The sequence below is a fragment of the Erwinia billingiae Eb661 genome (assembly GCF_000196615.1).
GTDB classification, from domain to species: domain Bacteria; phylum Pseudomonadota; class Gammaproteobacteria; order Enterobacterales; family Enterobacteriaceae; genus Erwinia; species Erwinia billingiae.
Map to the genome: position 1 here is coordinate 3,698,305 of NC_014306.1, position 24,562 is coordinate 3,722,866.

Annotated in this window: 24 protein-coding genes; 6 read left to right on the forward strand and 18 right to left on the reverse strand. The window is 56.0% G+C overall.

The genetic code is table 11. From position 1 onward, the window contains the following. Positions 1-2: 2 nt before the first annotated feature. Positions 3-191 carry a YpfN family protein gene (locus tag EBC_RS18365; RefSeq protein WP_013203349.1) on the forward strand — a complete coding sequence of 63 codons (189 nt, stop codon included), beginning with the start codon at positions 3-5 and terminating at the stop codon, positions 189-191. A 59-nt stretch (positions 192-250) separates the two neighbouring features. Here the strand turns inward: EBC_RS18365 and EBC_RS18370 are convergent, their stop codons facing one another. The 5 genes from EBC_RS18370 to dapA all read right to left on the reverse strand — a co-directional run bounded on the left by EBC_RS18370 (position 251) and on the right by dapA (position 6,091). Continuing rightward, positions 251-2,272, reverse strand: a complete 2,022-nt coding sequence (locus tag EBC_RS18370) for a tRNA(Met) cytidine acetyltransferase TmcA (RefSeq protein WP_013203350.1) — start codon at positions 2,270-2,272, stop codon at positions 251-253. Positions 2,273-2,274: 2 nt separating this feature from the next. Beyond that, the gene (gene ypfJ, locus EBC_RS18375; protein WP_013203351.1) at positions 2,275-3,147 is read right to left on the reverse strand and encodes a KPN_02809 family neutral zinc metallopeptidase; all 873 of its coding nucleotides are present in this window, start codon (positions 3,145-3,147) and stop codon (positions 2,275-2,277) included. 172 nt (positions 3,148-3,319) lie between these two features. Beyond that, positions 3,320-4,033 carry a phosphoribosylaminoimidazolesuccinocarboxamide synthase gene (gene purC / locus EBC_RS18380; RefSeq protein ID WP_013203352.1) on the reverse strand — a complete coding sequence of 238 codons (714 nt, stop codon included), beginning with the start codon at positions 4,031-4,033 and terminating at the stop codon, positions 3,320-3,322. 129 nt (positions 4,034-4,162) lie between these two features. Continuing rightward, positions 4,163-5,197 carry an outer membrane protein assembly factor BamC gene (gene bamC, locus EBC_RS18385; RefSeq protein WP_013203353.1) on the reverse strand — a complete coding sequence of 345 codons (1,035 nt, stop codon included), beginning with the start codon at positions 5,195-5,197 and terminating at the stop codon, positions 4,163-4,165. A gap of 15 nt (positions 5,198-5,212) precedes the next feature. Next, positions 5,213-6,091: a 4-hydroxy-tetrahydrodipicolinate synthase gene (dapA, locus tag EBC_RS18390; RefSeq protein ID WP_013203354.1), complete on the reverse strand. Its 879-nt coding sequence runs from the start codon at positions 6,089-6,091 to the stop codon at positions 5,213-5,215. A gap of 158 nt (positions 6,092-6,249) precedes the next feature. Between dapA and EBC_RS18395 the strand changes: the two genes are divergently transcribed. After that, positions 6,250-6,843, forward strand: a complete 594-nt coding sequence (locus EBC_RS18395; RefSeq protein WP_013203355.1) for a glycine cleavage system transcriptional repressor — start codon at positions 6,250-6,252, stop codon at positions 6,841-6,843. Beyond that, a complete protein-coding gene (bcp, locus tag EBC_RS18400; RefSeq protein ID WP_013203356.1) occupies positions 6,821-7,288 on the forward strand; it encodes a thioredoxin-dependent thiol peroxidase in 468 nt (155 codons plus the stop codon). Before EBC_RS18395 ends, bcp begins: the two co-directional genes overlap by 23 nt. 102 nt (positions 7,289-7,390) lie before the next feature. Here bcp and EBC_RS18405 read toward each other — a convergent pair whose 3' ends face one another. The 9 genes from EBC_RS18405 to EBC_RS18445 all read right to left on the reverse strand — a co-directional run bounded on the left by EBC_RS18405 (position 7,391) and on the right by EBC_RS18445 (position 16,727). Then, positions 7,391-8,464 carry an AI-2E family transporter gene (locus EBC_RS18405; protein ID WP_013203357.1) on the reverse strand — a complete coding sequence of 358 codons (1,074 nt, stop codon included), beginning with the start codon at positions 8,462-8,464 and terminating at the stop codon, positions 7,391-7,393. Positions 8,465-8,569: 105 nt separating this feature from the next. After that, positions 8,570-10,177 carry a sensor domain-containing diguanylate cyclase gene (locus EBC_RS18410; protein WP_013203358.1) on the reverse strand — a complete coding sequence of 536 codons (1,608 nt, stop codon included), beginning with the start codon at positions 10,175-10,177 and terminating at the stop codon, positions 8,570-8,572. Positions 10,178-10,336: 159 nt separating this feature from the next. After that, on the reverse strand, positions 10,337-11,170 hold the full coding sequence (locus EBC_RS18415; protein ID WP_013203359.1) for a phosphodiesterase: 834 nt from the start codon (positions 11,168-11,170) through the stop codon (positions 10,337-10,339). Between the two features lie 23 nt (positions 11,171-11,193). After that, complete coding sequence (locus EBC_RS18420) at positions 11,194-12,174, reverse strand: ABC transporter ATP-binding protein (RefSeq protein ID WP_013203360.1); 981 nt, start codon at positions 12,172-12,174, stop codon at positions 11,194-11,196. Further along, positions 12,174-12,995, reverse strand: a complete 822-nt coding sequence (locus EBC_RS18425) for an ABC transporter permease (protein WP_013203361.1) — start codon at positions 12,993-12,995, stop codon at positions 12,174-12,176. Before EBC_RS18425 ends, EBC_RS18420 begins: the two co-directional genes overlap by 1 nt. Then, the gene (locus EBC_RS18430; RefSeq protein ID WP_041692095.1) at positions 12,995-13,873 is read right to left on the reverse strand and encodes an ABC transporter permease; all 879 of its coding nucleotides are present in this window, start codon (positions 13,871-13,873) and stop codon (positions 12,995-12,997) included. Before EBC_RS18430 ends, EBC_RS18425 begins: the two co-directional genes overlap by 1 nt. Continuing rightward, positions 13,873-14,892: an ABC transporter substrate-binding protein gene (locus EBC_RS18435; RefSeq protein ID WP_013203363.1), complete on the reverse strand. Its 1,020-nt coding sequence runs from the start codon at positions 14,890-14,892 to the stop codon at positions 13,873-13,875. The genes EBC_RS18430 and EBC_RS18435 overlap by 1 nt, the downstream gene beginning before the upstream one ends. 34 nt (positions 14,893-14,926) lie before the next feature. After that, positions 14,927-15,940, reverse strand: a complete 1,014-nt coding sequence (locus tag EBC_RS18440) for a LacI family DNA-binding transcriptional regulator (RefSeq protein ID WP_013203364.1) — start codon at positions 15,938-15,940, stop codon at positions 14,927-14,929. Positions 15,941-16,121: 181 nt separating this feature from the next. Further along, on the reverse strand, positions 16,122-16,727 hold the full coding sequence (locus tag EBC_RS18445) for a DsrE family protein (RefSeq protein ID WP_013203365.1): 606 nt from the start codon (positions 16,725-16,727) through the stop codon (positions 16,122-16,124). 823 nt (positions 16,728-17,550) lie between these two features. Between EBC_RS18445 and bepA the strand changes: the two genes are divergently transcribed. After that, a complete protein-coding gene (gene bepA, locus EBC_RS18450) occupies positions 17,551-19,011 on the forward strand; it encodes a beta-barrel assembly-enhancing protease (protein WP_041692383.1) in 1,461 nt (486 codons plus the stop codon). Between the two features lie 34 nt (positions 19,012-19,045). Here the strand turns inward: bepA and hda are convergent, their stop codons facing one another. The 3 genes from hda to upp all read right to left on the reverse strand — a co-directional run bounded on the left by hda (position 19,046) and on the right by upp (position 21,812). Further along, positions 19,046-19,747: a DnaA inactivator Hda gene (hda, locus tag EBC_RS18455; RefSeq protein ID WP_219845779.1), complete on the reverse strand. Its 702-nt coding sequence runs from the start codon at positions 19,745-19,747 to the stop codon at positions 19,046-19,048. An 87-nt stretch (positions 19,748-19,834) separates the two neighbouring features. After that, positions 19,835-21,118, reverse strand: a complete 1,284-nt coding sequence (uraA, locus tag EBC_RS18460; protein WP_013203368.1) for a uracil permease — start codon at positions 21,116-21,118, stop codon at positions 19,835-19,837. A gap of 67 nt (positions 21,119-21,185) precedes the next feature. After that, positions 21,186-21,812: a uracil phosphoribosyltransferase gene (gene upp / locus EBC_RS18465; protein ID WP_013203369.1), complete on the reverse strand. Its 627-nt coding sequence runs from the start codon at positions 21,810-21,812 to the stop codon at positions 21,186-21,188. A gap of 243 nt (positions 21,813-22,055) precedes the next feature. On the opposite strand from upp, the gene purM reads away from it, so the two are divergent. Next, complete coding sequence (purM, locus tag EBC_RS18470; RefSeq protein WP_041692384.1) at positions 22,056-23,096, forward strand: phosphoribosylformylglycinamidine cyclo-ligase; 1,041 nt, start codon at positions 22,056-22,058, stop codon at positions 23,094-23,096. After that, positions 23,093-23,731 carry a phosphoribosylglycinamide formyltransferase gene (gene purN, locus EBC_RS18475; protein ID WP_013203371.1) on the forward strand — a complete coding sequence of 213 codons (639 nt, stop codon included), beginning with the start codon at positions 23,093-23,095 and terminating at the stop codon, positions 23,729-23,731. Before purM ends, purN begins: the two co-directional genes overlap by 4 nt. Before the next feature lie 50 nt (positions 23,732-23,781). Here the strand turns inward: purN and pstB are convergent, their stop codons facing one another. Beyond that, on the reverse strand, positions 23,782-24,555 hold the full coding sequence (gene pstB / locus EBC_RS18480; RefSeq protein WP_013203372.1) for a phosphate ABC transporter ATP-binding protein PstB: 774 nt from the start codon (positions 24,553-24,555) through the stop codon (positions 23,782-23,784). Between the last annotated feature and the right edge of the window lie 7 nt (positions 24,556-24,562).

Genomic DNA, 24,562 nt, shown 5'->3' on the forward strand with positions numbered 1-24,562 from the left:
ATATGGAATGGCTGAAAGAGTATTGGTGGCTGTTGGTGATTGTGCTGATGGTAGGCGTGCTGATGAACGTCTATAAAGATCTGAAGCGCATCGATCCGAAAAAATATATGGCGAACAAACCGGATTTGCCACCGCATCGGGATTTTAACGATAAGTGGGATGACGACGACGACCTGCCGAAAAAGAAATAAATCGCAGGGGCTTCGGCCCCTGCTTTACCCTTCCCGTTCTATCCGCTCACTTTCCTGAATTACGATAATGCTTTGATTGCCTCTATCACGCTCTGCCAGCGTTGGCTGGCTGCGGCATCCAGGCCCGTTAACGCTCTTTGCGTCTCCTGTCGCCAACCGGCCAGCAGTGCCTTGCGGCCAGACAGGCCAAAGTGCTGATTGAGTTCCGCTGCCGACTTCTCCCCCACCATCGCCCCGTTAAGCAACGGCAGATCGCTCTGGCACTGGCTGACCAGCCGCCCCAGCGCGCCAAAGCTGGCTTCAAACGGACGGTGGCCCCAGGCAAAGCCTGCCAGCTCGCGCCAGTCTTCTTCATTCAGCTGCCGATCGTCCGCCTCAGGCAGTTGCAGTGCGATGCCGGGAACAAGTCGCTGTAACCACGGCCAGTCGCGTTGAAGCCGTTTTTCGGCACAGGCCTGCAGCTGTTCAGCCGGTTCACTTAATGGCAGGATCGCCATCGCCGTAAAACAGCCGCTGCTGGCTTCACGCTGGCTGCCCAGCCGCATTAGCTTAAAGCCGCAGGATTGCCAGAAGGCCCAAAGCTCTGCGGTATACCCAAAGCTGACCGACAAATAATCCAGCCCGTCGGCATCTTCCCTGCTCCGTTCCACCATTTGACGGCCGATGCCCTGGCGCCGCCGTTCAGGTGCAATGGCAATCCGACTGATACGCCGGGAACGAAGCTGGGCGGCTGCGGGCCAGCCACCATGAGCGGCTAGAGACTGCGCCACCAGATTTCCCCGGGGACGCCGAAAGCCGGCCCAGACCGCCTCGGACAGAGCGGCTGTCAAACCACCTTCATCAACCAGTAGCATCGCCCCCTGCACGGTATTGCCCTGCGATGCCAGGCTGAAATGCATGCCTGGCGCATCCATCATCCGCCGCAAATCCAGCGGCGAAGTACGGTAGTGGGCGCTCGCCAGCAGCTGATACATGGCGGACAATTGTTGCGGCTGAGTCAGCCAGGCGGATTGCTCAGGGAACGAAAACTGCAGCGGCAGCGTGCTTTGCTCTGGCTCCGCTTCCGCAATCAGCAGCGCCTGATTAATAAAGCGCTCCAGCGGATCATCGGCTGACCAGCGCAGCGGCTGATCCAGTTTACGCAGCGTCACCTGCGGCAGGCTGGCACAGAATTTCAGCATAAAGCCGCGACCGGTGCCTTCGTAACCCTGCAAGGTCGAGGTCAGCAACACGCGGGGATACAGCGCCACCAGCTGCCGCAGGATCGGCGCCGGTATGGCTGCGGCTTCGTCCACCAGCAGCCAGTCGATCGGCTGCGGCCGCTGTTCAGGGCTGAGAGCCAGCAGCCGGTCCGGTGCGATAAACTCAAAAGCGTCGCCGGCGAATTCTGCCAGCACATCGGTGGCCACTTTGGCCGGTGCGGTTATCAGGCAACGCCCTGGCCAGCGTGCCGCCAGCAGCCCGGCCAGCGCAGACTTTCCTCTGCCGCGCGGTGCGACAATCACAGAGATACCGGGCTCGCTGGCCAGCAACGCATCTAGCACTGCCTGCTGCTGTGACGTATCATCAGGCCGCCAGGCAGGCGATGTGGGCAGAGACGGTAAGGTGAATGGCTGATGCTGCTGGAGCAGCGCAATGCTGTCGTCCTGCTCAACCAGTTGCTGAAAACGACGGATAAAATTACAGGAAGGAATGGCCGAAGCCTGTTCGCTCCAGCGCAATGAATCGGTGTCTGGTAAGGTGGCCCAACGCGACCAGTCGGGCACCAGCATCAGCAGCCAGCTGCCTGCTTTTAGCGTGCCGGAAAGTGCGGCCAGCGCTTCGGCATGAAAACCGCTGCGGGCATCAAACACCGCGTGCAGAAACTCGCGCCCCAGCAGGGTTCTTGCCGCCGCCGGCGCGCAGTTCAGCGGACTGTGGGGTGCATCGCCCAGCCACATCCAGTCGCCCGGTAACCAGGCCATCCACTGCTCGGCCTGATGCTGGCACCAGCTATCGTCGCCGCTGATCACCAGGATTTGCCGCAGCCCGTGCTGCCTGAGATGTTCGCTATGGCGTAGTGTGTCGTTAACCCCGGCCATAATCAGCGACTAAAGGTGTCGCACTGGCCCGGATTACCGCTATCAAACCCTTTTTTGAACCAGCTGTAACGCTGCTCTGACGTCCCATGGGTAAAGCTGTCCGGTACTACCCGACCCTGACCACGCTGTTGCAGACGATCGTCACCGATCGCTTCAGCGGCGTTAAGCGCTTCCTGCAAATCGCCAGGTTCAAGGATATTTTGCTTTTGCATGTAGTAACCCCACACGCCCGCAAAGCAGTCCGCCTGTAACTCCATTTTCACCGAAAGCTGATTAGCCTGAGTCTGGCTTGCACCCTGCTGCATCTGGCGGACTTTTTGCTCAATGCCCAACAATCTCTGTACGTGGTGACCCACTTCATGAGCAATAACATATCCCTGGGCGAAATCTCCGTCCGCCCCCAGCTTGTTTTTCATTTCATCGTAAAACGACAGGTCAATGTAAACCGTGGTATCAGCCGGGCAGTAAAAAGGCCCCATCACTGACTGACCGGTACCACAACCTGTGCGGGTCGCCCCGCGATACATCACCAGCTTTGGTGGTGTATAGGTTTTACCCATTTTCTGAAAAAGCTGCTGCCAGGTATCTTCCGTGGTAGCCAGGATCACTGAGGTAAATTTGGCCGCTTCATCCTGCTGCGGCTTGATGCTGCTCTGGCGTTGCGGGGCTGGCTGAGAAACGCTGCTGCTTTCACCGGTCAGCAACGGGCTAAGGTCATAGCCATAGTAGCTGGCGATCACCACCACAATCAGCAGAATGATGCCGCCTTTGCCCCGGGGAATGCGCATTCTTCCCGCCCCCATTGATGGCGACGAACCAGAATCATCACGGCGATCGTCCACATTGTCGCTCTCGCGGCGCCCTTGCCAACGCATACCTTACCTCTCGTTATGTCCATTTCACGGCTGTTAGATTGATTTTAGACGTGTGTCTCAGGTAACACCAGCTAACCGGGCGTAACCTGCGATTTGAGTTAATCAGACGGGGAGAATACGGGCAATGCGAGGGAAAAGAAAGGCTGCGGTATGAGCGCCGCAGCCACAAATCTTAGTCGAGCTTCACACCCAGACGGGTGGCGACTTCTTCATAGGCTTCAATCAGGCCGCCCAGACTCTGACGGTAACGGTCTTTGTCCATTTTGTTCAGGGTGTCTTTATCCCACAGGCGCGCGCCGTCCGGCGAGAACTCATCGCCCAGCACCACTTCACCCTTGAACAGGCCAAACTCCAGCTTGAAGTCCACCAGGATCAGGCCAGCATCGGAGAACAGCTTGCTCAGTACTTCGTTCGCTTTGTAGGTCAGCTCACGCATACGGGCCAGATTCTCTTTGTTCACCCAACCAAAGGTTTCGCAGTAGGATTCGTTAACCATCGGATCGTGCTTGGCATCATCCTTCAGGAACAGGTCAAACAGCGGTGGGTTGAGGATCATTCCCTCTTCCACGCCCAGACGCTTCACCAGCGAGCCAGCGGCACGGTTACGCATCACGCACTCTACCGGGACCATATCCAGCTTTTTGACCAGCGCTTCGTTATCAGACAGCAGCGCTTCCATTTGCGTTGGGATACCGGCTTCCTGCAGTTTAGTCATGATGAAATGGTTAAACTTATTGTTAATCATTCCTTTGCGATCAAACTGTTCGATACGTTCACCGTCCAGTGCTGACGTATCGTTGCGGAATTCGAGTACCAACAGATCCGGGTTTTCGGTGCTGTAAACGGTTTTCGCTTTGCCGCGATACAACTCAGCTTGCTTTTGCATCTTCTTAAACTCCAAAAATAGAACGGGAAAAATTGTGCTGTGGCTAGTTTATTCTCTGTGGCGAAAAAATCGAAGCAATCGTTTACGTACAGAGGAATAAAAAAGGCCGGAGAGATCCGGCCTTAGGGTTTACTTGCTAAAGGCTGCGTTAAATACGGCAACCAGTGCGTCGTTTTGCGACTGGGTCAACGTATGGCCTTTAGGATCGAGGAACTGCAGGCTGCTGCGGTTATCCAGATCGCCGACCTGCAGCTTATAATCGCCGTTGGTCAGACCCGGATCTTTCGCGCCCAGCGCGTCCCACTCATCACTGCCCAGCGTTTTGTAAGTCACGTTCAGGCTGCCCTGAGAACGGTTAGTATCGGTGACTTTCCAGCCTGCGCGTTGCAGGGCTGCTGGCAGACGTTCCCACACGGTGTTGAACGGTGCGCGAACAATCAGATCCGGCAAGCCGGTATCATCTGCGCCGCTCTGCACGTCAATCTGCGCGGAACTGCGTTTAGCTGCCGCGTTTTCACGTGAGGTTTCGTTTTTATCCAGACCGCTGCTCAGCTCGTTCAGCATCTGCGCGGTGTAGCGCTGCAGCTGGACCGGTGAGTTCACGCCTTTGCCTTCCTGCTGCAGTTCCAGCAGTTTGACCGACAATGCCTGCTGATAACCCTGCTGCTGCACGCTGATCTGGTAGCGGCCACGATACTGGTGATCTTCATCAGCACGGTTCCACTGCACCCAATCGGTGGTCAGCGTCTGGGTGGCATCAGTCCGGCTGGCAATCGGGTAATTCTTCGCCTGCACCACATCGACAACCTGCGGCCACAGTGAACCGGTACGCGCGCTGTCCAGCAACAGGACGCCAGAATTACCGGCAAACTGCGTCCGGGTGCCGTTCATCAACGCCAGTGGCTGAGCCGGTGGACGGATGTCCAGCTGCTTGCCAATCGCGCCGGTGGTGCTGGCGGAAGGAATGTCGAAATCGCCATTCTGCAACGGCATCACCATCCCTGCCGGGGCGTGCAGATCGCTTACATCAGCCGCTTTCAGATAAGATTCATCGCCGCTGACCTGACGCTTGTAACGCTGGTCGCTGGAACATGCTGCCAGCAGCATCACCAAAGAAAGCCCTACCACTTTTGCTACCGTGGACTTTTGTACTGAATAAGCCATTAAAACTCCCTAAATTTACAGCAGACCTGCGCTTTTCAGTGCCTGCTCAACAACCGGACGACCGGCATCAGTCATCGGCGTCATCGGCAGACGCAGCGTGTCGGTTGCAATTAATCCTAACTGCTTAGCAGCCCATTTAACCGGGACAGGATTAGGCTCAATGAATAGCTTCTGATGCAGATGCATCAGGCGCTGATTAAGGCGTCGCGCTTCGGTAAAATTGCCCTGGCTGGCCAGTTTGCACAATTCTGCCATTTCACGCGCGGCAATGTTTGCCGTCACAGAGATTACGCCCTGTCCGCCAAGCTGCATGAAGTCGAGGGAAGTCGCATCGTCGCCACTTACCAGGATGAAATCTTCATCAACCAGCTCTTGGATCTGACTAACCCGCGATAAGTTCCCGGTAGCCTCTTTGATTCCGATAATATTTTTTATTTTCGCCAGGCGACCCACCGTTTCTGGCAGCATATCGCAACCCGTACGTGACGGGACGTTATACAGCATTTGCGGCAAATCGGTGCTTTCAGCAATGGCTTTGAAGTGCTGATACAGCCCTTCCTGAGTGGGACGGTTGTAGTATGGCGTCACGGTCAGGCAGCCTACCACGCCGCTTTTTTCAAAGCGTTTGGTCAGAGCAATCCCTTCAGCGGTGGCGTTAGCGCCGGTTCCGGCGATCACCGGAATGCGGCCGTCGGCCAGTTCCAGCGTCATCATCACCACGTCACCATGTTCGTCATGGCTTAATGTGGCGGATTCACCGGTAGTCCCTACTGAGACAATTGCCGCGGTTCCGCTGGCAACATGATAATCAATCAGTTTTTTCAAACTCGCACGGCAGACAAACCCTTTGTCATCCATCGGCGTGACGAGTGCAACAATACTTCCCGTGAACATTAGCCATCCCCTCCACAAACAAGTCCTTCATGGTACGGTTTACGGCACTCTAAAAGCAAGCAGACAAGCCCCCCAGGCCACTTGGCATAGGGTATTTTTTATGTTTACCTTAGAGTTATCACAATTGCTAATCATCATGACGGACAGGAAGCATCATTTTGCCGCAGTCACAGCAACATCATCTGGTTATCACCGCACTGGGGGTTGACCGCCCGGGGATCGTTAACACCATCACCCGCCACGTCAGCAGCTGCGGTTGCAACATTGAAGATAGCCGTCTGGCCATGCTGGGTGAGGAATTCAGCTTTATCATGCTGCTTTCCGGCAGTTGGAACGCGATTACGCTGATTGAATCCACCCTGCCGCTAAAAGGCGCGGAGCTGGAGCTGCTGATCGTGATGAAGCGCACCACCTTCCGCGAACGGCCGCCCATGCCCGCCACGGTCTGGGTTCAGGTGGAAGTAAAGGATTCACCGCATATTATTGAGCGCTTCACCGATCTGTTTGATTCCCATCAGATGAACATCGCCGAGCTGGTGTCCCGCACGCAGCCCGCGCAAGAAAATCAGCCGCCTTTACTCTATATTCAAATTACCGCTCACAGCCCCGCAAGCCAGGATGCCTCATTTATTGAGCAGGCATTCAACAGGCTATGTACAGAACTGCAGGCGCAAGGCACTATTAACGTCGTCCAGTACCCACAGCATGATGAAAAAATGGAGAGTAGTGATGAATCCACTGAAAGCCGGTGATACCGCACCGAAATTTAGCTTGCCCGATCAGGATGGCGAACAAGTAAATTTGACCGACTTCCAGGGACAGCGCGTTCTGGTGTATTTCTACCCGAAAGCGATGACGCCAGGTTGCACCGTTCAGGCTTGCGGTCTGCGTGACAGCATGGATGAGCTGAAAAAAGCCGGTGTTGATGTGTTAGGGATCAGCACCGATAAGCCAGAGAAACTGTCGCGATTTGTTGAGAAAGAGCTGCTGAACTTTACGCTGCTTTCCGATGAAGACCATCAGGTCTGCGAACAGTTTGGCATCTGGGGTGAGAAGACGTTCATGGGCAAAACCTATGATGGCATCCACCGGATCAGCTTCCTGATTGGCACCGATGGCAAGGTTGAGCATGTGTTTGATGACTTCAAAACCGCCACTCACCACGACATCGTGATGGACTACCTGAAGAGCGCCTGATCCCAGGCGCAACATAAAAAGGGCAGAAGAGAGTGCCCCTTAATCTCCGGTTTGTCGCCGAAGATTAAGGCACAGCGCCGCTTCTGCCCTTTTCTTATCCCGCTATGTGCGTTTTTTCGGCTCGACGTTCAGCTCATCAGGCCAGGCATGCACCACCGCTTTGATCAGCGTGGCCAGCGGAATGGCGAAGAACACCCCCCAGAATCCCCACAGCCCGCCAAATATCACCACCGACAGAATGATCACCAGCGGATGCAGATTGACCGCTTCTGAGAACAGCACCGGCACCAGAATATTGCCGTCCAGCCCCTGAATAATCAGATAGACGATAATCATCGTCCAGAAGTCGCCGCCGAGGCCCCATTGTGCCAGGCCCACGCCGATGACCGGAATGGTCACCGCCAGCGCGCCGACATACGGGATCAGCACCGAGAAGCCAACCAACACCGCCAGCAGCAGCGCATAGTTCATGCCGATCGCGAGGAAGCCAATCCAGGTGGCGATACCGACCACCACCATCTCCAGCACTTTGCCGCGAATGTAGTTGGAGACCTGCTGGTTCATCTCTGCCCACACCTGACCGGCCAGGCCACGGTTGCGCGGCAGAACGCGGCTGATGGCCGCCAGCATCTGATCTTTGTCCTTCAGCAGGAAGAACACCATCAGCGGCACCAGCACCAGATAAATCGCCAGGGTCATAATGCCCACCAGCGAAGCCAGCGAGTACTTCACCAGCTGGTCGCCCATGCCGCTCAGGCGGCTGCGCAGGTTCTCCACCACGATATCGACGATGCCCACGTCCATCAGCGTTGGGAAGCGCTCCGGTAAGCGGGTGGCATAGTGATACAGGCCGTTAAGCATGGTCGGCAGTTCATGCGCCAGGTTAATCCCCTGTTGCCAGGCAACGGGCGCGACCACCAGCACTAACACCATTAATAAAGAGGCAAAGATAATCAGGATGATGGCGGTCGCCCAGGTACGGGAACAGCCCAGGCGTTCGAGGCGCACCGTTGGCCACTCCAGCAGATACGCCACCACTAACGCCACCAGCAGCGGGGCCAGCAGGCCGTTAAAGAAAAACAGAATACAAAAGGCGGCGATCAGGATGGCCAGCAAGGCGATAGCCTGTGGATCGCTGAAGCGGCGGCGATACCACTGAATTAAGAGGTCCAGCATGTGAAACGTCCTTGCGTACTAAGGGGGGAAACAGTCTACCTGAAGGGTGAGGCTCTGTCGCGTGGCTGTCCGGCGTGGCGGGATGCCAGGCCGGACGGGTGAGGATTAGCCGCTGTGACGTTGCGGGTGCATCTCAAGCTGCGGTTCTGGCTGGCTGGCTATAACACGGTTACGTCCGGCATTTTTCGCCTGATAAAGCGCATCATCAGCCTGCTTGAACACCCGCTCCATCGAGATTTCATCCGGTGACCAGAACGCCACGCCAATCGAAATCGAAATATGCCCAACGGTCGGTAATTCCAGCTGCTCAATCTTTCTTCTGACGCGCTCGGCAATCGCCATCGCCACATCACGATCGGCGCCAGGCATGATCATCAGAAACTCTTCCCCGCCGTTACGGCAGACAACGTCGGTCTGTCGGGAGCTATTACCCAGCTGATCGGCGACGCTTTTAATCACGTTATCGCCCACATCATGACCCCAGGTATCGTTCACCCGCTTAAAGTGATCGATGTCCACCGCCAGCACGGCAAACGGCTGACGGGTCGCGAGGAAATATTCCAGCACCGCGTTCAGGCCGCGACGGTTAAGCAGTTCGGTCATTGGATCGGTCTGCACTTCGAACTTCAGCCGGCCGATTTTATCCTGCAACAAACCAATCCCGGCCAGCATCGCGCGTTTGATTTGCGACGATTCATAATACCAGGAGCGGATGCCGTTAATCTCTTTCGACACGCCTGGCGCGTCCATCTGGCTGGCCTTACGGGCCAGTTGCCATAGCGGTAACGCAATCAGGCGCGCAAGGATCCAGGCACAAATCAGGGTCAGTAGCGCGAAGGGAACCGAATGCTGCAGCACCTTCATCAACAGGCTGTTCAGCGGTTCAAGGGTGGTCTGCGTCGGTTTAAGCGCGACGATGGTCCAGCCCGGCGTGGAGACCGTGGCGTAACCTGCCAGCATCGGTTCGCCGCTGGCTTTCGGGATCTGCTGGTAGCCGTTGCTGTTCTTCTCCCGGACATCGTCCGCGATCAGCGGGGCAATTTTCTGCCCAATCAGTTTGGCGTTCTGGTGGTAGAGCACCCGGTTGTCGCCATCAACCACATACAGTGACGAACCATCGCGGTAGAACTGCTCGCCGAGCAATTCATTCAGAATACTTTTTTTCTTCAGGTAGATCGTGCCGCCGACAAAGCCCAGATAGCTGCCGGTTTTTGACCAGACAGGATAAGAGACAAACACCATCAGGTTGTTGGCCGCCGAAATGCTCGGTTTGCCGATCAGCGGTTTGCGCTCAGCCAGTGCCTGCGTGGTGCTGCTGCTGGTCAGATGCATGCCTTTCAGCATCAGAGACTCGGGCGAAATCGCTTTCACCCAGCCATTGGCGTCGACAATCACCACCGAGTTAAAGCTGTTAGTCTGTTCGCGCAGGCGATCGACCTCACTTTGCAACGCCGCATCGTTATCCATACCGTCGCCCAGCACTTTGGCACTGAACGCCAGCTGTGACTGCGCCAGCTGAAAAAACATTTCAGTGGTGGAGGCCAGTTTCGTGGCGTAAACGCGGTTGGATTCGAGCGTATTATTGATCAGCACTTCACGCTGTACTCGCCAGGTGGCGTACAGTGAGTTGGCCAGTGTAATCACGATGCTGGCCACGGCTAATAATGTAATAAGCGTGCGTAAGTCCGTCTTGGGGCGACTTAGCCTCAACATGGACTCACCTCGGTGAGACGTTTCATAATGTAGCGCCTTATTATTTTATGTGCGCATTTGATAAGTGCGTGTTATGCCCTGGTAAAGCACACGCCAATTGTACACCTCTCGTTCGTTTTGGGAATATTCTGACGCCCTTTATACCAATAATAATTTGGTTTAATCGATAAGCCCGTTGGCATCATAGAAGGGATAAGGGCCATCAAATTGCCCGACGACGCACTGATGGGTGACCACCCCCTGCTCCGGCGTCCAGCGGTGCAGTAAATAACCGGCGGGCTCCAGGCAGAAGTTGGCCGGGCCGTCGGTTTGCAAATCAAACGCCACCTGATGGGATACACCTGGCGCGCTGCACGCCAGCGTACCGGCAAACCTGACCTGCATACTGCGATGAAGATGCCCGCACAGCACCCTTTCCACCTGCGGATGGCCCTTGATCACCGCAGCTAACGGCTGGGGATTACGCAGCCGCTGGCGATCCATATGGTCAATCCCACTGATAAACGGTGGATGGTGCAGCATCACTATTGTCGGCCGCAGCGGTTGTTCCTTTAGCCTGTCAGACAGCCAGCCCAGACGTTCTTCGCAGAGTTCCCCTTGCGGTTGCTGTGGCACGGTGGAATCCAGTGCCAGCAGGCGTAACGGCCCGCATTCGCCTTCCCACTCAATGAATTCGTGGTGCTGAAAAAGATGCGTTTGGTCGGCAAAGATTTTTCGCATCATCTGACGATCGTCGTGATTGCCCGCCATCAGCCAGTACGGCAATTCAAGGTGGGATAACGCTTCCTTCAGCGTCAGATACTCTTCTTCGTGGCCAAAGTCGACCAGATCGCCGGTAATCACCACCGCATCAGGGCGTGGCAACAGCGCATTCAGTCGGGCAATCACCTGGCGTAATGCACCAAGGGTATCCACTTTGCGGTAGGACAATTTGCCGTGGGCTTTAATGTGTAAATCACTGATCTGGGCCAGTAACACCGCTTGCTGAGTCAAAATAACGATCCCTTAATCCCGAATTAAAAATGCATCACCCGTTCGTCGGTGATGATCAATCCTACCCTCTGACCGGTCTGCCAGACCTCACGGGCAGAACGTTCGACCTGAATCGGTTTTTCGCTGCCGATATCAATCAGCAAGCGCTGGCTGGCACCGAGAAACAGTTGTTCGACGATACGGCCCTGACGCAGACCGGCATCCGGCTGACCAAGCTGAATATCTTCAGGCCGGCAGAAACGGGCCGGCGTGCCGTATCCGGCTGGCTGAATGCAGTTGATGGCACCGACAAAATCAGCGACAAACCGGGTGGCAGGCTGCTGATAAATGGCACGCGGCGTGTCGATCTGCGCGATCCGTCCACGCTCAAGCACCGCAATCCGGTCGCCCAACGCCATTGCTTCCTGCTGATCGTGCGTGACATAGACGGCAGTGATGGCCAGCGTTCTCAGCAGATGGCCGATATCCTCACGCAGGCGCTCACGCAGCTTCACATCAAGCGCCGCCAGCGGCTCATCAAACAACAGAACCTTTGGCCGGGCTGCCAATGCGCGGGCCAGCGACACGCGCTGCTTTTGCCCACCGGAAAGCGCCTGCACCGGGCGATGAGCAAAGGGCAACAGATCGACCATCGCCAGCATCTCATCCACCCTTTCCTGCCGTTCCGCTTTGGGCACACCCTGAATACGCAGGCCGTAGCCGACGTTATCCGCCACGTTTAAATTGGGGAACAGCGCATAGTTCTGGAACACCATGCCAACATTGCGCTTCTCAATCGGCAAGTGGGTGACGTTACGATCGCCAAACCAGACTTCACCGCCAGCGTCTGGCGTTTCCAGGCCGCTGATGATGCGCAGCGTGGTGGTTTTCCCGCAGCCAGACGGTCCCAGCAGCACCAGCGTTTCGCCAGCCACAATGTCGAGATCCAACGGGTGCAATGCCACTGAACCGCCGGCAAAAGTGCGTGAACAGTGACGTAAATGAATACTCAGGGAGTCTGCCATCAGACGGTTTCCTTAACGGGTAACGCTCGCGCATCTGCCCGGCGCTGAGCAAACTGGGTGACCCAGCTCAGCGCCAGCAACAGCGGCAAAATAATCGCGAGGAAAATCAGGGTATAGGCCGAGCCCACTTCCAGACGCATTGAGGCATAGCTGTCCGCCAGACCCACCGGCAGCGTTTTCGTCAGCGGCGTGTGCAGCATCCAGGTGATATTGAATTCACCTATCGACAGCGTCAGCACCATAAATGCCCCGGCAAGAATGCCGTTACGGCAGTTCGGTACGATGACGGTAAAGAACCGACGCCAGAAACCGGCGCCCAGGCTGGCGGCCGCTTCTTCCAGCTGCAGCAGCTGGCTGGCGCGCATCACCGACAGGACCGGACGCACCATAAAGGGCAGAGTGAACAGCACATGGCCGATCAAAATAAACAGCCAGCTGCTGCGTAAACCGTGGAAGCCGCCATAAATGACAATCAGGCCGAGCGCCGTGGCCAGTCCGGGTAATGCCACCGGCAGCAACAGAAACTCTTCAATGCGGCTGGCCCAACGTGAGGGGGTTTTCAGTAATCCCCATGCGGCTGGCACGCCTAATACCAACACGCAACCGAGGCAGCTGACGGCGATCAGTAGCGACAGCCAGATCGTGCCGGCGTACAGCTCCCAAACCTGGGCAACCCAGCGCAGCGTCAGCCCGCTTTTCAGCCCGATAAAATAGTTCTCCGTCACCCCTGCCAGCAGCGAAAGGACGATGGGTACCACCATAAACAGGCACAGGCTGAGCGTGAAAATCAGCTGTAACCAGAACAGTCCGGTGCGTTTCATTACGCCATCTCCTTATGTTCACCGGCCAGCCAGCGCGCCAGAATCAACGCCAGCCAGGCGACACCGCCCATCGCCACGGACAATGCGGCCGCCGTGGCAAAATTGGCGTAATTGGTGAACTCACCGTAAATCGTCAGCGGCAAAACCTTCAGGTCGGTGCCAAGAGTAAACGCGGTGCCAAAAGCACCCATACTGGTGGCAAAGCAGATGGCGCCGCTGGAAAACAGTGCCGGCGAGATCCCCGGCACGATCACATCCCACACCACTCGCCACTGGCTGGCACCAAGGGATCGCGCTGCCTCCTCCAGCGACGGATCGAGTTTTTCGCAGGCGGCGACCAGCGTCATCACCACGCGAGGGATGGAGAAATAGAGATAGCCCACGAACAGCCCCGCCAGCGAATAGGCAAACATCCAGCGTTCGCCGAACAACGTCAGGCTAATTTGCGCAATCAGCCCCTGGCGTCCCGCCAACATCACCACCAGAAAGCCCACCACCACGCCTGGAAAAGCCAGCGGGAAAGTTAACACCGCCAGCAACAGCGAGCGCCCGGCAAAGCGGTGACGCGCCAGAAAACAGCCGACGATGGCACAAATCGCCACCGCCAACAGGGAAACCAACAGCGACAGCAGTACCGTCACCCCGAGGCTGCGCAGGTATTGCGGCTGCGTCAGAATGGTCCAGTACGCATTCACACCGGTGCTGTTATCGGCTTCGGTGCCCATCATGATCAGGGTGGCGAAAGGCAGCAGCCAGAACGCCGCAAAAAACAACAGGGCGGGAACCAGCATCCACTGCACCTTTATCCGGCGGAGAAATGGCGCGGCGCGCGCCCCGACATGGGGACGCGAACCGCTGCTGACTAATGGCGCAGACATTACTGGATCTCACTCAGATAACGCGCGGAAAAGGCTTTTTGCGCGTCAGCCATCTGCTGATAATCGACGGTTTTGGCGCGGGCATAATCACTGTCAGGCAGGAAGCGTTTCTTCGCCTCAGCCGACATCGCTTCCGGCCGGACCGGGCGCAGATAAGCATTGGCCCAAATCGCCTGCCCTTTGTCGGACAGCACGTAATCAATCACCTTTTTGCCGTTATCCGCGTGTGGCGCGTTTTTTACCAGGCTGATGACGTACGGCACGGTAATGGTCCCCTCTTGCGGGATCACAAAGGCGACGTTGGCATGGTCGGTGTATTTCGCGCGATAGGCATTGAAGTCATAATCCAGCAGGATTGGGATTTCGCCGGACAGCAGACGCGCATAGGCGGTTTGCTTCGGCACAATCGGCTTATTGGCTGACAGTTTTTTAAAGTACGCCAGGCCAGGTCCGAAGTCCTGCAGGGTGCCGCCCATCGCCAGGTTCGCGGCGACCGCGCCCACGTAACCGACGAACGCGCTGGAAGGGTCGAGGAAGCCAATCATGCCTTTATATTCCGGCTTCAACAGGTCATTCCAGGATTGCGGCACCGGCAAGCCGCCTAAGGCATCGACATTGACCATAAAGCCCATGGTGCCAGAGTGCAGCGCGACCCACTTCCCGTCTGGATCCTTCATGCCAGCCGGGATCGCGTTCCATCCGGCGGGCTTATACGCCTCCACCACGCCCGATTTTGCCGCCTGAATACCAAAGGTGACGCCCAGATAGGCCACATCGGCCACCGGGTTGGCTTTTTCCGCCACCATCTGTGCCAGCGCCTGACCGGAGTTTTTATTGTCCTGCGGCACGTTGATGCCGGTATCGGTGGCAATCGCTTTTAACTGCGTGCCCCAGTCAGCCCATTCTGGCGGGCAGTTATAACAAATGGCATCGGCTGCTGACGCCAGCTGGCTGACCATTGCACTCCCCGCCAGCAGCGCGGCGACGGCAATCTTGCTGAACTGTTTACGCTGTAACATAAGTTTTCCCGGATGTTGGTGTAATAAAAAAAGGTTAAGGCAAAGGCAGAACTGGCGGCGGCGCGATGCTTTCACCCAACCGCAGTTGCACCGGTAGCGGCGCAACAGGATCCGGACGCTGACCGGCAATTAATGCCAGCAGATGGGCAATGGCCTGCGTTCCCATGTTCTGTAAAGGTTGCACCACGGAACTGAGCGAGGGATAAACCAGCCGCCCGAGATCGATTCCGTCGAAGCCAATAATTGAAATTTGCTGCGGTACGCGATAGCCCGCACGAAGCAGCTCGCCGATCACGCTTATGGCCAGCAGATCGTTAGTGCAGAGCAGCGCGGTCATCGCCTGATGGCCCTGTAAGGCGGGTTGCAGCGTCTGCAGGTCTGAACGGGTATGGCTGGGCATTTCCAGCACCGCGGCGGGCGTCAGACCGGCGGCGTTCATCGCATCGCAGTAGCCCTGATAACGCTGAAGCGCGCGGTCAGATTGCAGGATTGGCCCGGCAATCATGCCGATGTGGCGATGCCCAAGGCCAAGCAGGTGCCCGGTGGCCTGACGCATGGCCTGGCGGTTATCAACACACACCGACGGCAGCGTGATTTTTTGCGGCGCGTTGTGGACCAAGACCACCGGCACATCTTCCCGCTGAAGGTTGGCGAGAACCTGGCTGCTGTCGGCATCGGCGACGGTCAGCACCAGCCCATCAACGCGCTGGCGGAGCATATTTTCCACGATGTCCGCTTCGCGCTGCGGCTGATAATCACTGGTGGCAATCAGCAGCCCGTAGCCTCTTTGCTGAGCAGCCACTTCCATCGCCTGAAGCTGTTCAGCAAAAACGGGGTTACTTAACGAAGGCAACAACACCCCCAGCGTGCGGGAAGATTGGGTGCGGAGCTGGCGGGCAATAAGATTTGGCCGGAAGCCAAGCGCATCTGACGCAGCAAATACTTTCAGCCGGGTCTCTTCACGCACCAGCTCAGGCGAAGAGAAAGCCCGTGCTGCCGTAGCGCGTGAAACGCCCGCCAGTTTTGCTACCCGCAATAAATCCGTCATTCGCTCACCTTTTCACCATGAGATCGATCTCATGGCAGGCAAGTTAACAACGATTTATGACAGAAAAATGATCGCAGAATGGGCCGTGCAGCGGCTCAGGGAAGGTGATCAACGAAAGGCGGCAGAAGCCTGAGTGCGGATTTGCGGGCCAGCGGCCCGCGTTATCGCAGGGACAGCAGAATTACATCGCGAGGAAGGCATAGCCCTGGTTTTCCAGGGTTGAAACCGTGGTCGGGCTGGACAGCGCATGGGTAACGGATTTATCGATCCAGTCATGCTGGAAATGGTGGAAGGCGACAGACTGATCGCAGACCGAGACATCCACTCCTTTGGCCCGCAGCTGGCTGATGAGCTTCAGGTTAGGATTATCCATACCAAACATTTTTTTATACTGTTCGTTATTTAACATCGCCGGGGTGCCATCACCGGTGACAGAAACCACGAACTTCAGCTGGTCGACCGGCACGCCAGAAGCGACATACAGATTCACAACCCTGGCAACACGCTCCAGGCCGAGATTAGGATCGTTGGGGCCATTTTCCGCTTTGGTGATCTGGAAAACGATTTTATTACTCTCACCCACAGCCGGTTTATACGCCACGTCTGATTCGTAATGAATTTTGCCGTAACCCTCAATGGTTGGAGTTGACCAGAAACCTGCGGGATCGGCAGCCGGGGTGCCAAAACGGGCACTGATTTTATCGGCAATATCGGGGGCCTTTGAAAAACTGGCGCCGACAAAACCGGCTACAACAGCGATGACTAAATAGGATACGACAGGACGCATAGGATGCTCTCCGCAACAGGGCAACGAGTCAGATGGCTCACGGATAAAAAGGCTGTAGAGTGTCGCCAACTGCGGCGATAACAGGATCTATACCATAGCTTTGACGAATTGTTTGCGGCTGAAAAAAGCATAAGAGCGCAATTAGTTTAGCGATGAAATCATTGATATTATGCAATATCAAAAAAATATTGAAAGTTACTGATTACAACAGGTTGCGCAAAGATCCAGCCAGTGCTCAGCCCATTAAATAGAGTATATTTTTTATCGTCATGGTTAATATCCAGAATTAAAATTTAACTTAAGTTATTAATGGTACTGTTAGTTAACAAATAAATTAATTATTGGCACGATTTAATTTCTGATATCAGTCCAAATAAAGCAATTATGCTAATAAACACCTCGTTCACTCCCCGGTTCATTGGGGGTATTTTTAGGACTAAACCTAATCAAATTCCATGCCATCATCAGATTAATTGAATAAATTTACCTAACTTTAAGGAAAGCACAGTTATGATTCGCCGATTGGTAAAATTTATTTGTGATCGGGGACGCAGTAAAAGCAGAAATATCAGGCGCTGCCTGTTGTGCTCAGAGCAAAGTGCGTTAAGCCGCGTAATTGGGGTTTGCGATGAGATAGTCAATTTTTTACGGCAATAATGGCCGTTTTGCAGAAAATCATTCAGTAACCGTCTGTTGCAACCGTTTCCTTCCGACTGACTTGTGATTAAGATACCCTGCGAAAAGTGCAACGATTGCCCACGGCTGCCAGAACATTTGGTCAGACTGTCGGTCGAAAGAAGACGTCATCAGAATGGGATTCCGCATGATCAGTAGATTGAAGAAGTGTGCTCTGGCCTCACTCATCTTTTCTCTTTCGGCCGCTTCACTGCCGTTGAAAGCGGACGTCAGCGACAATCTGCCGGATATCGGTACCACGGCAGGCAATACGCTTTCCATCGGCCAGGAAATGCAGATGGGTGACTTCTATGTGCGCCAGCTGCGTGGCAGCGCGCCGTTGATCAACGACCCGCTGTTAAACGACTACATCAATCAGTTAGGCCAACGGCTGGTCGCTCACGCCTGGTCGGTAAAAACGCCGTTCCACTTCTTCCTTATCCGTAATGATGAAATTAACGCCTTCGCCTTCTTTGGCGGCAATGTGGTGCTGCACTCTGCCCTCTTCCGCTATACCGACAATGAAAGCCAGCTGGCCTCGGTGATGGCGCACGAAATCTCGCACGTCACCCAACGACACCTGGCGCGCGCGATGGAAGAGCAGCAGCGCAATGCCCCGCTGACCTGGGTGGGTGCGCTGGGCTCGATCCTATTGGCCATGGCCAGCCCGCAGGCGGGCATGGCGGCGTTAAGCGGAACGCTGGCGGGCGCGCAGCAAGGGGTGATCAGCTTTACCCAACAAAACGAGCAGGAAGCCGATCGCATCGGCATTCAGGTGTTGCAGCGCTCGGGCTTTGATCCAGAAGCAATGCCGAACTTCCTGCAAAAACTGGCCGATCAGTCCCGCTTCTCCTCCAAGCCGCCGGAGATCCTGTTGACGCACCCGTTACCGGATAGCCGCCTGTCGGATGCCCGCAACCGCGCCAACCAGATGAAGCCGGTGGTGGTGCAGTCGTCACAAGACTATTACATGGCGAAAGTCCGCGCGCTGGGCATGTATTCCACCGGACAAAACCAGCTAACCGATGATCTGCTGGATACGCTGAATAAAGGCAACACGCGGGAGCAGGCGGCGGGACAGTACGGTAAAGCCGTGCAGTTTTTACAGGCCAAAAGCTTCGCCAATGCCAAAAAAATCATTGCGCCGTTACTGGCAAAGCAGCCGGACAACGTCTGGTATCTGGATATTATGAGCGATATTGATATCGGGCTTAATCAGCCGCAGCAGGCAATCTCGATGCTGCTGGCCGCGAAAGGCGTCAGTGCCAGCGCGGTGGTTCAGCTCAACCTGGCGAATGCCTATGTTGAAGCGAAGCAGCCGGCCGAAGCCAGCAAGATTCTCAATCGCTATACCTGGGCGCACAAAGACGATCCTAACGGCTGGGATTTACTGGCGCAGGCCAGTGCCGATCAGGGATTAACCGACGAAGAGCAAGCGGCCAGAGCGGAGAGTTTGGCGCTGAACGGCCAGCTCGATCAGGCGATCAGAAGTCTGAGCAGTGCCAGTGCCTCGGTGCCGTTGGGTAGCCTGAAGCAGGCAAGATATGATGCGAGAATCGATCAGCTGCGTCAGTTACAGCAGCGGTTCAAGCCTTATATGCGATCCTAATCCGGGCGGGCTGACGCAGCGGCCCGTTGCCGAACTACAGACCGAGCGCTTCTTTCACAAAAGGAATGGTCAGCTTACGCTGGGCACTGATTGAAGCGCGGTCCAGCTTATCAAGCGTTTCAAACAGCGTGCGCATCTCCCGATCCAGCCTTTTCAGCAGAAAACGGCCCACGTCTTCCGGTAGTTCAAAACCTCGCAGTCTGGCCCGCAGCTGCAGCGCCTGTAACTTATCCTCATCGGATAACGGCTGCAGGCGATAAATCTGCCCCCAGTCGAGGCGGGAAGCCAAATCGGCTAACTTGAGGTTTAACTGGCGGGGAGGACGATCGGCGGTGATCAGTAAGCGGGTGCGGCCGGTTTCCAGAATGCGGTTATAGAGATCGAAAATCGCCATTTCCCAGGGTTCATCCCCGGCAATGCATTCAATATTGTCGATGCAAATCAGCGGCAGCTGCTCCATGCCATCCAGCACTTCCGGCACAAACCAGGTGCGCTTATCCAGCGGCACATAGCCGACGGCCTCGCCACGGGCGGAGAGCTCGGCGCAGGCGGCATGCAGCAAATGGCTGCGACCTCCCCCTTCACGCGACCAGAAATAAAAATAGCTGCCGTGCTCCTGTTGCAGCGCACTTTGCAGCGCGGCAATCAGCGACGGGTTTTCCCCCGGCCAGAAGCTGGCGAAGGTTTCGTCATCGGGCAAATACAAGGGCAAAGACAGCTGTGCCGGTGTGTTCAGAAGCACCTCAGTGTTGATCGGGCAAAATCCGGCTGGAGTTTATCACAACTTTCTTCTGTTAATAAACGCAGGCCGGATTGCCGTCGCTTACAGGCGATCGCGATCCTGCGGATCGAGCACCACTTCTTCAGGGCGGATCAGGCCGATCGCCTTGAAGATCAGGCTCAGCAGAATGCCGATGATGGTGGCCAGCGCCATGCCTTTCAGCTCCGCCGCACCGATATGCACCGATGCGCCGCTCACGCCGATAATCAGGATTACCGAGGTCAGGATCAGGTTCTGCGCCTTGTTATAGTCAACCTTCGACTCAATCAGCACGCGAATACCGGAAGCGCCAATCACGCCGTATAACAGCAGTGATACGCCGCCCATAACCGGCACCGGTACCGCCTGGATCACCGCGGCCAGTTTACCGACGCAGGACAGCAGGATCGCTAGAATGGCCGCGCCGCCAATCACCCAGGTGCTGTAGACGCGGGTGATGGCCATTACGCCAATATTTTCACCGTAGGTGGTGTTGGGCGTGGATCCAAAGAAGCCGGAGATGACCGTAGAAATGCCGTTGGCAAACATCGAGCGATGCAGACCCGGATCTTTCAACAGGTCCTTTTTCACGATGTTGGCGGTGACCACCAGATGACCGACATGCTCGGCAATCACGACCAGCGCGGCCGGCAGGATAGTTAACATCGCATACCATTCGAAACGCGGCGTATAGAAGGTGGGCAGCGCGAACCAGTGCGCGGCTTCTACCGAAGACCAGTCGACAATGCCCATCGCCGAAGAGAGCGCATAACCGGCAATCACCCCAATCAGGATCGGGATAATCGCCAGAAAGCCGCGGAACAGCACCGAGCCAAACACCGTTACGCCCAGCGTCACCATCGAGATGATAATGGTTTTGCTGTCAACGGAAGCGCCGTCAGCGGGCAGCAGTCCGGCCATTTTCGCCGCCACGCCCGCCAGTTCCAGCCCGATAACCGCCACAATCGCGCCCATTGCCGCCGGTGGGAACATCACGTCCAGCCAGCCGGTGCCAGCTTTTTTGACAATCAACGCCACCAGGCAGAACAGCACGCCGCAGAGAATAAAGCCGCCGAGCGCCACTTCATACCCGAGCGGCAACAGCAGTAACACCGGAGAAATAAAGGCAAAGCTTGAACCGAGGTAAGCCGGGATTTTGCCCTTACAGATAAAGAGATAGAGCAAGGTGCCGACGCCGTTAAACAGCAATACCGTGGCCGGATTGATATGGAACAGGATTGGCACCAGCACGGTAGCGCCAAACATCGCAAACAGGTGCTGGAAGCTGAGTGGGATGGTTTGCAGCAGCGGTGGCCGCTCGCTGACGCCAATTGCACGACGTGTCATAGTATTACCCCTTGTTTTACCCATTAAAAAGCCGACTCTGCGGTCGGCTTGTCTCGTTGATGACGGCTTATTTGGTGCCGAAGATCTTATCGCCTGCGTCACCGAGGCCCGGAATGATATACCCTTTCTCATTCAGACCCTGATCGATAGACGCGGTGTACAGCTCAACATCCGGGTGCGCTTTTTCCAGCGCGGCAATGCCTTCCGGTGCGGCGACCAGCACCAGCACTTTAATGCTGGTACAACCGGCTTTTTTCAGCAGGTCGATGGTGGCAATCATTGACCCACCGGTAGCCAGCATTGGATCCACCACCAGCGCCATGCGCTCTTCGATATTGGAAACCAGCTTCTGGAAATACGGGACCGGCTCCAGCGTCTCTTCATCGCGGTAAACACCGACAACGCTGATGCGCGCGCTTGGCACGTGCTCGAGTACGCCTTCCATCATGCCCAGTCCCGCACGCAGGATCGGCACAACGGTGATCTTCTTACCTTTGATTTGCTCGATTTCTACCGGACCATTCCAGCCTTCAATGGTCACCGTTTCGGTGGCTAAATCAGAGGTGGCTTCGTAAGTCAGCAGACTTCCCACTTCTGAGGCGAGTTCACGAAAACGTTTGGTGCTTACGTCATGCTCACGCATCAGACCCAGTTTATGTTTGACCAGCGGGTGTTTGACTTCCACGATCTTCATTGTTGTACTCCCGGAGTGTTAAGCTGCAAAAAAAAATCGCGAGATTATAGCGCCATTTACGCTCCACGCCATATGACTTAGTGCAACTTTTGATTAAACCGTCCCTACCCGTCAATAATTAGCTAAAATCCAGTTATCCGCAACGCGTCTGAAGATGGCACTCGCAAACGTTTGCCTGCGCTGTTAGAATTGCCGCGCTTTATTTTCCATACCACCAACCGCAAACCGCGTGGGGATTTCGCAGTGACCGATAAGACCTCTCTCAGCTATAAAGACGCCGGCGTAGATATCGACGCGGGTAATGCTTTAGTCGATCGTATTAAAGGCGTAGTGAAAAAGACTCGTCGCCCGGAAGTGATGGGTGGACTAGGCGGTTTCGGTGCCCTTTGTGCGCTGCCGCAAAAATACCGCGAGCCGATTCTGGTTTCCGGCACTGACGGCGTCGGCACCAAGCTGCGTCTGGCGATGGACCTTAAACGCCACGATACTATCGGTATCGATCTGGTCGCGATGTGCGTGAATGATTTGGTGGTTCAGGGCGCCGAGCCGCTGTTCTTCCTGGATTACTATGCCACGGGCAAACTGGAAGTCGACACCGCAGCCAGCGTGATCACCGGCATTGCTGAAGGCTGCTCGCAGTCTGGCTGTGCGCTGGTCGGCGGCGAAACCGCAGAGATGCCGGGCATGTACCACGGCGAAGATTACGACGTGGCAGGCTTCTGCGTTGGCGTGGTTGAAAAATCAGAAATCATCGATGGCAGCAAAGTTCAGGACGGCGACGTACTGATTGCCCTCGGCTCCAGCGGCCCGCACTCCAATGGCTACTCGCTGGTACGTAAAATTCTGGAAGTCAGCAACACCAATCCGGAAACGACGCAGCTGGAAGGCAAGTCGCTGGCCGATCATTTGCTGGAACCTACCCGCATCTATGTGAAGAACATCCTCAGCCTGATCGAACAGGTTGATGTTCACGCGATTGCTCACCTGACCGGTGGCGGCTTCTGGGAAAATATCCCACGCGTGCTGCCAGACAACACCCAGGCGGTGATTGAAGAGTCAAGCTGGCAGTGGCCGGCCGTCTTCGGCTGGATGCAGGAAGCGGGCAACGTCAGCCGCTTTGAGATGTACCGCACCTTTAACTGCGGCGTGGGCATGTTAATCGCCCTCAGCGCAGACGAAGCTGATAAAGCGGTACAGCTGATGACTGACGCGGGCGAAAAAGCCTGGAAAATCGGCGTGATCAAAGCGTCCGATTCTGAAGAGCGTGTGGTCATTAACGCATGAAACGGCTAGTCGTGCTGGTTTCCGGCCAGGGAAGCAATCTTCAGGCAATCCTGGATGCCTGCCAGCAAGGCCAGATCCACGGCAGCGTCGCTGCCGTGTTCAGCAACAAGTCGGACGCGTACGGTCTGACCCGCGCGCGTGAGGCCGGTGTTCCGGCCCATGCGCTCGCCGCTTCCCAGTTTGCTGACCGTGAAGCGTTCGATCGCCAGCTGATGCTGGAAATCGATGCTTATGCGCCCGATTTAGTGGTGCTGGCCGGTTACATGCGGATCCTCAGCCCGGCCTTCGTCCAGCACTATGCCGGACGCATGCTGAACATCCACCCTTCCCTGCTGCCGAAATACCCGGGTCTGCACACTCACCGCCAGGCGATTGAAAATGGCGATGAAGAGCACGGCACCTCGGTGCATTTCGTTACCGAGCAGTTGGACGGCGGCCCGGTGATCCTTCAGGCGAAGGTGCCGGTGTTTGCAGAAGACAGCGAAGAGGATGTGAACGCCCGCGTTCAGCATCAGGAGCACGCTATTTATCCGCTGGTGGTCAGTTGGTTTGTCGATGGCAGACTGGCGATGCGTGATGATGCGGCGTGGCTGGACGGTGAAAAGCTGCCTGAAGAAGGGCATGCTGGCGACTAGCTTGTCGTAGCGCATATTAAGGGGGAGATCGTCGATCTCCCCCTTTTTTATTAGCCGTAGCGGCCGGTAATGTAATCTTCCGTGCGACGCTGGCGCGGCGTGGTAAACAGTTCGTCAGTCTCGCCAAACTCCACCACACTCCCCTGATGCATAAACGCGGTGTAATCTGACACCCTCGCGGCCTGCTGCATATTGTGCGTTACCAGAATCAGCGTGAAGTGCTGCTTCAGGCTGCTCATCAGCTCTTCAATCACCAGCGTCGAAATCGGATCCAGCGCCGAGGTTGGTTCATCCAGCAGCAAAATTTCCGGTTCAATCGCAATGGCACGGGCGATCACCAACCGTTGCTGCTGACCGCTGGACAGCGTCAGCGCATTCTGCCACAGGTTATCCTTCACTTCGCCCCACAGCGCCGCCGCCCGCAACGCCCGCTCAACCGCTTCATCCAGCACCCGCCGATCGCGAACGCCCTGCAGGCGCAGGCCATAAACGATGTTTTCATAGATGGTTTTCGGAAACGGGTTGGGCCGCTGGAACACCATGCCAACGCGCCGACGTAGCGAGGATAAGTCCTGACTGCTGCCGAGGATCGACTGCTGATTCAGCCGGATATCGCCTTCGGTGCGGCAGCCATCTATCAGTTCGTTCATCCGGTTCAGGCTGCGTAACAGCGTCGATTTTCCGCAACCGGAAGGGCCAATCAGCGCGGTGATGCGATTTTTTGGGATCCGCAGGTTGATCTCATTCAGCGCCTGCTTTTCGCCATACCACAGCGACAGGTTCTCCAGCTCAAGCGTGCTTTCCAGCAAATCGGACTTCACCATTTTTCTC

Coding starts and splice junctions, on each gene's coding strand:
- EBC_RS18365 (WP_013203349.1), top strand. CDS start 3: ATGGAATGGCTGAAAGAGTATTGGTGGCTGTTGGTGATTGTGCTGATG.
- EBC_RS18370 (WP_013203350.1), bottom strand. CDS start 2,272: ATGGCCGGGGTTAACGACACACTACGCCATAGCGAACATCTCAGGCAG.
- ypfJ (WP_013203351.1), bottom strand. CDS start 3,147: ATGCGTTGGCAAGGGCGCCGCGAGAGCGACAATGTGGACGATCGCCGT.
- purC (WP_013203352.1), bottom strand. CDS start 4,033: ATGCAAAAGCAAGCTGAGTTGTATCGCGGCAAAGCGAAAACCGTTTAC.
- bamC (WP_013203353.1), bottom strand. CDS start 5,197: ATGGCTTATTCAGTACAAAAGTCCACGGTAGCAAAAGTGGTAGGGCTT.
- dapA (WP_013203354.1), bottom strand. CDS start 6,091: ATGTTCACGGGAAGTATTGTTGCACTCGTCACGCCGATGGATGACAAA.
- bcp (WP_013203356.1), top strand. CDS start 6,821: ATGAATCCACTGAAAGCCGGTGATACCGCACCGAAATTTAGCTTGCCC.
- EBC_RS18405 (WP_013203357.1), bottom strand. CDS start 8,464: ATGCTGGACCTCTTAATTCAGTGGTATCGCCGCCGCTTCAGCGATCCA.
- EBC_RS18410 (WP_013203358.1), bottom strand. CDS start 10,177: ATGTTGAGGCTAAGTCGCCCCAAGACGGACTTACGCACGCTTATTACA.
- EBC_RS18420 (WP_013203360.1), bottom strand. CDS start 12,174: ATGGCAGACTCCCTGAGTATTCATTTACGTCACTGTTCACGCACTTTT.
- EBC_RS18425 (WP_013203361.1), bottom strand. CDS start 12,995: ATGAAACGCACCGGACTGTTCTGGTTACAGCTGATTTTCACGCTCAGC.
- EBC_RS18430 (WP_041692095.1), bottom strand. CDS start 13,873: ATGTCTGCGCCATTAGTCAGCAGCGGTTCGCGTCCCCATGTCGGGGCG.
- EBC_RS18435 (WP_013203363.1), bottom strand. CDS start 14,892: ATGTTACAGCGTAAACAGTTCAGCAAGATTGCCGTCGCCGCGCTGCTG.
- EBC_RS18440 (WP_013203364.1), bottom strand. CDS start 15,940: ATGACGGATTTATTGCGGGTAGCAAAACTGGCGGGCGTTTCACGCGCT.
- EBC_RS18445 (WP_013203365.1), bottom strand. CDS start 16,727: ATGCGTCCTGTCGTATCCTATTTAGTCATCGCTGTTGTAGCCGGTTTT.
- bepA (WP_041692383.1), top strand. CDS start 17,551: ATGATCAGTAGATTGAAGAAGTGTGCTCTGGCCTCACTCATCTTTTCT.
- uraA (WP_013203368.1), bottom strand. CDS start 21,118: ATGACACGTCGTGCAATTGGCGTCAGCGAGCGGCCACCGCTGCTGCAA.
- upp (WP_013203369.1), bottom strand. CDS start 21,812: ATGAAGATCGTGGAAGTCAAACACCCGCTGGTCAAACATAAACTGGGT.
- purN (WP_013203371.1), top strand. CDS start 23,093: ATGAAACGGCTAGTCGTGCTGGTTTCCGGCCAGGGAAGCAATCTTCAG.
- pstB (WP_013203372.1), bottom strand. CDS start 24,555: ATGGTGAAGTCCGATTTGCTGGAAAGCACGCTTGAGCTGGAGAACCTG.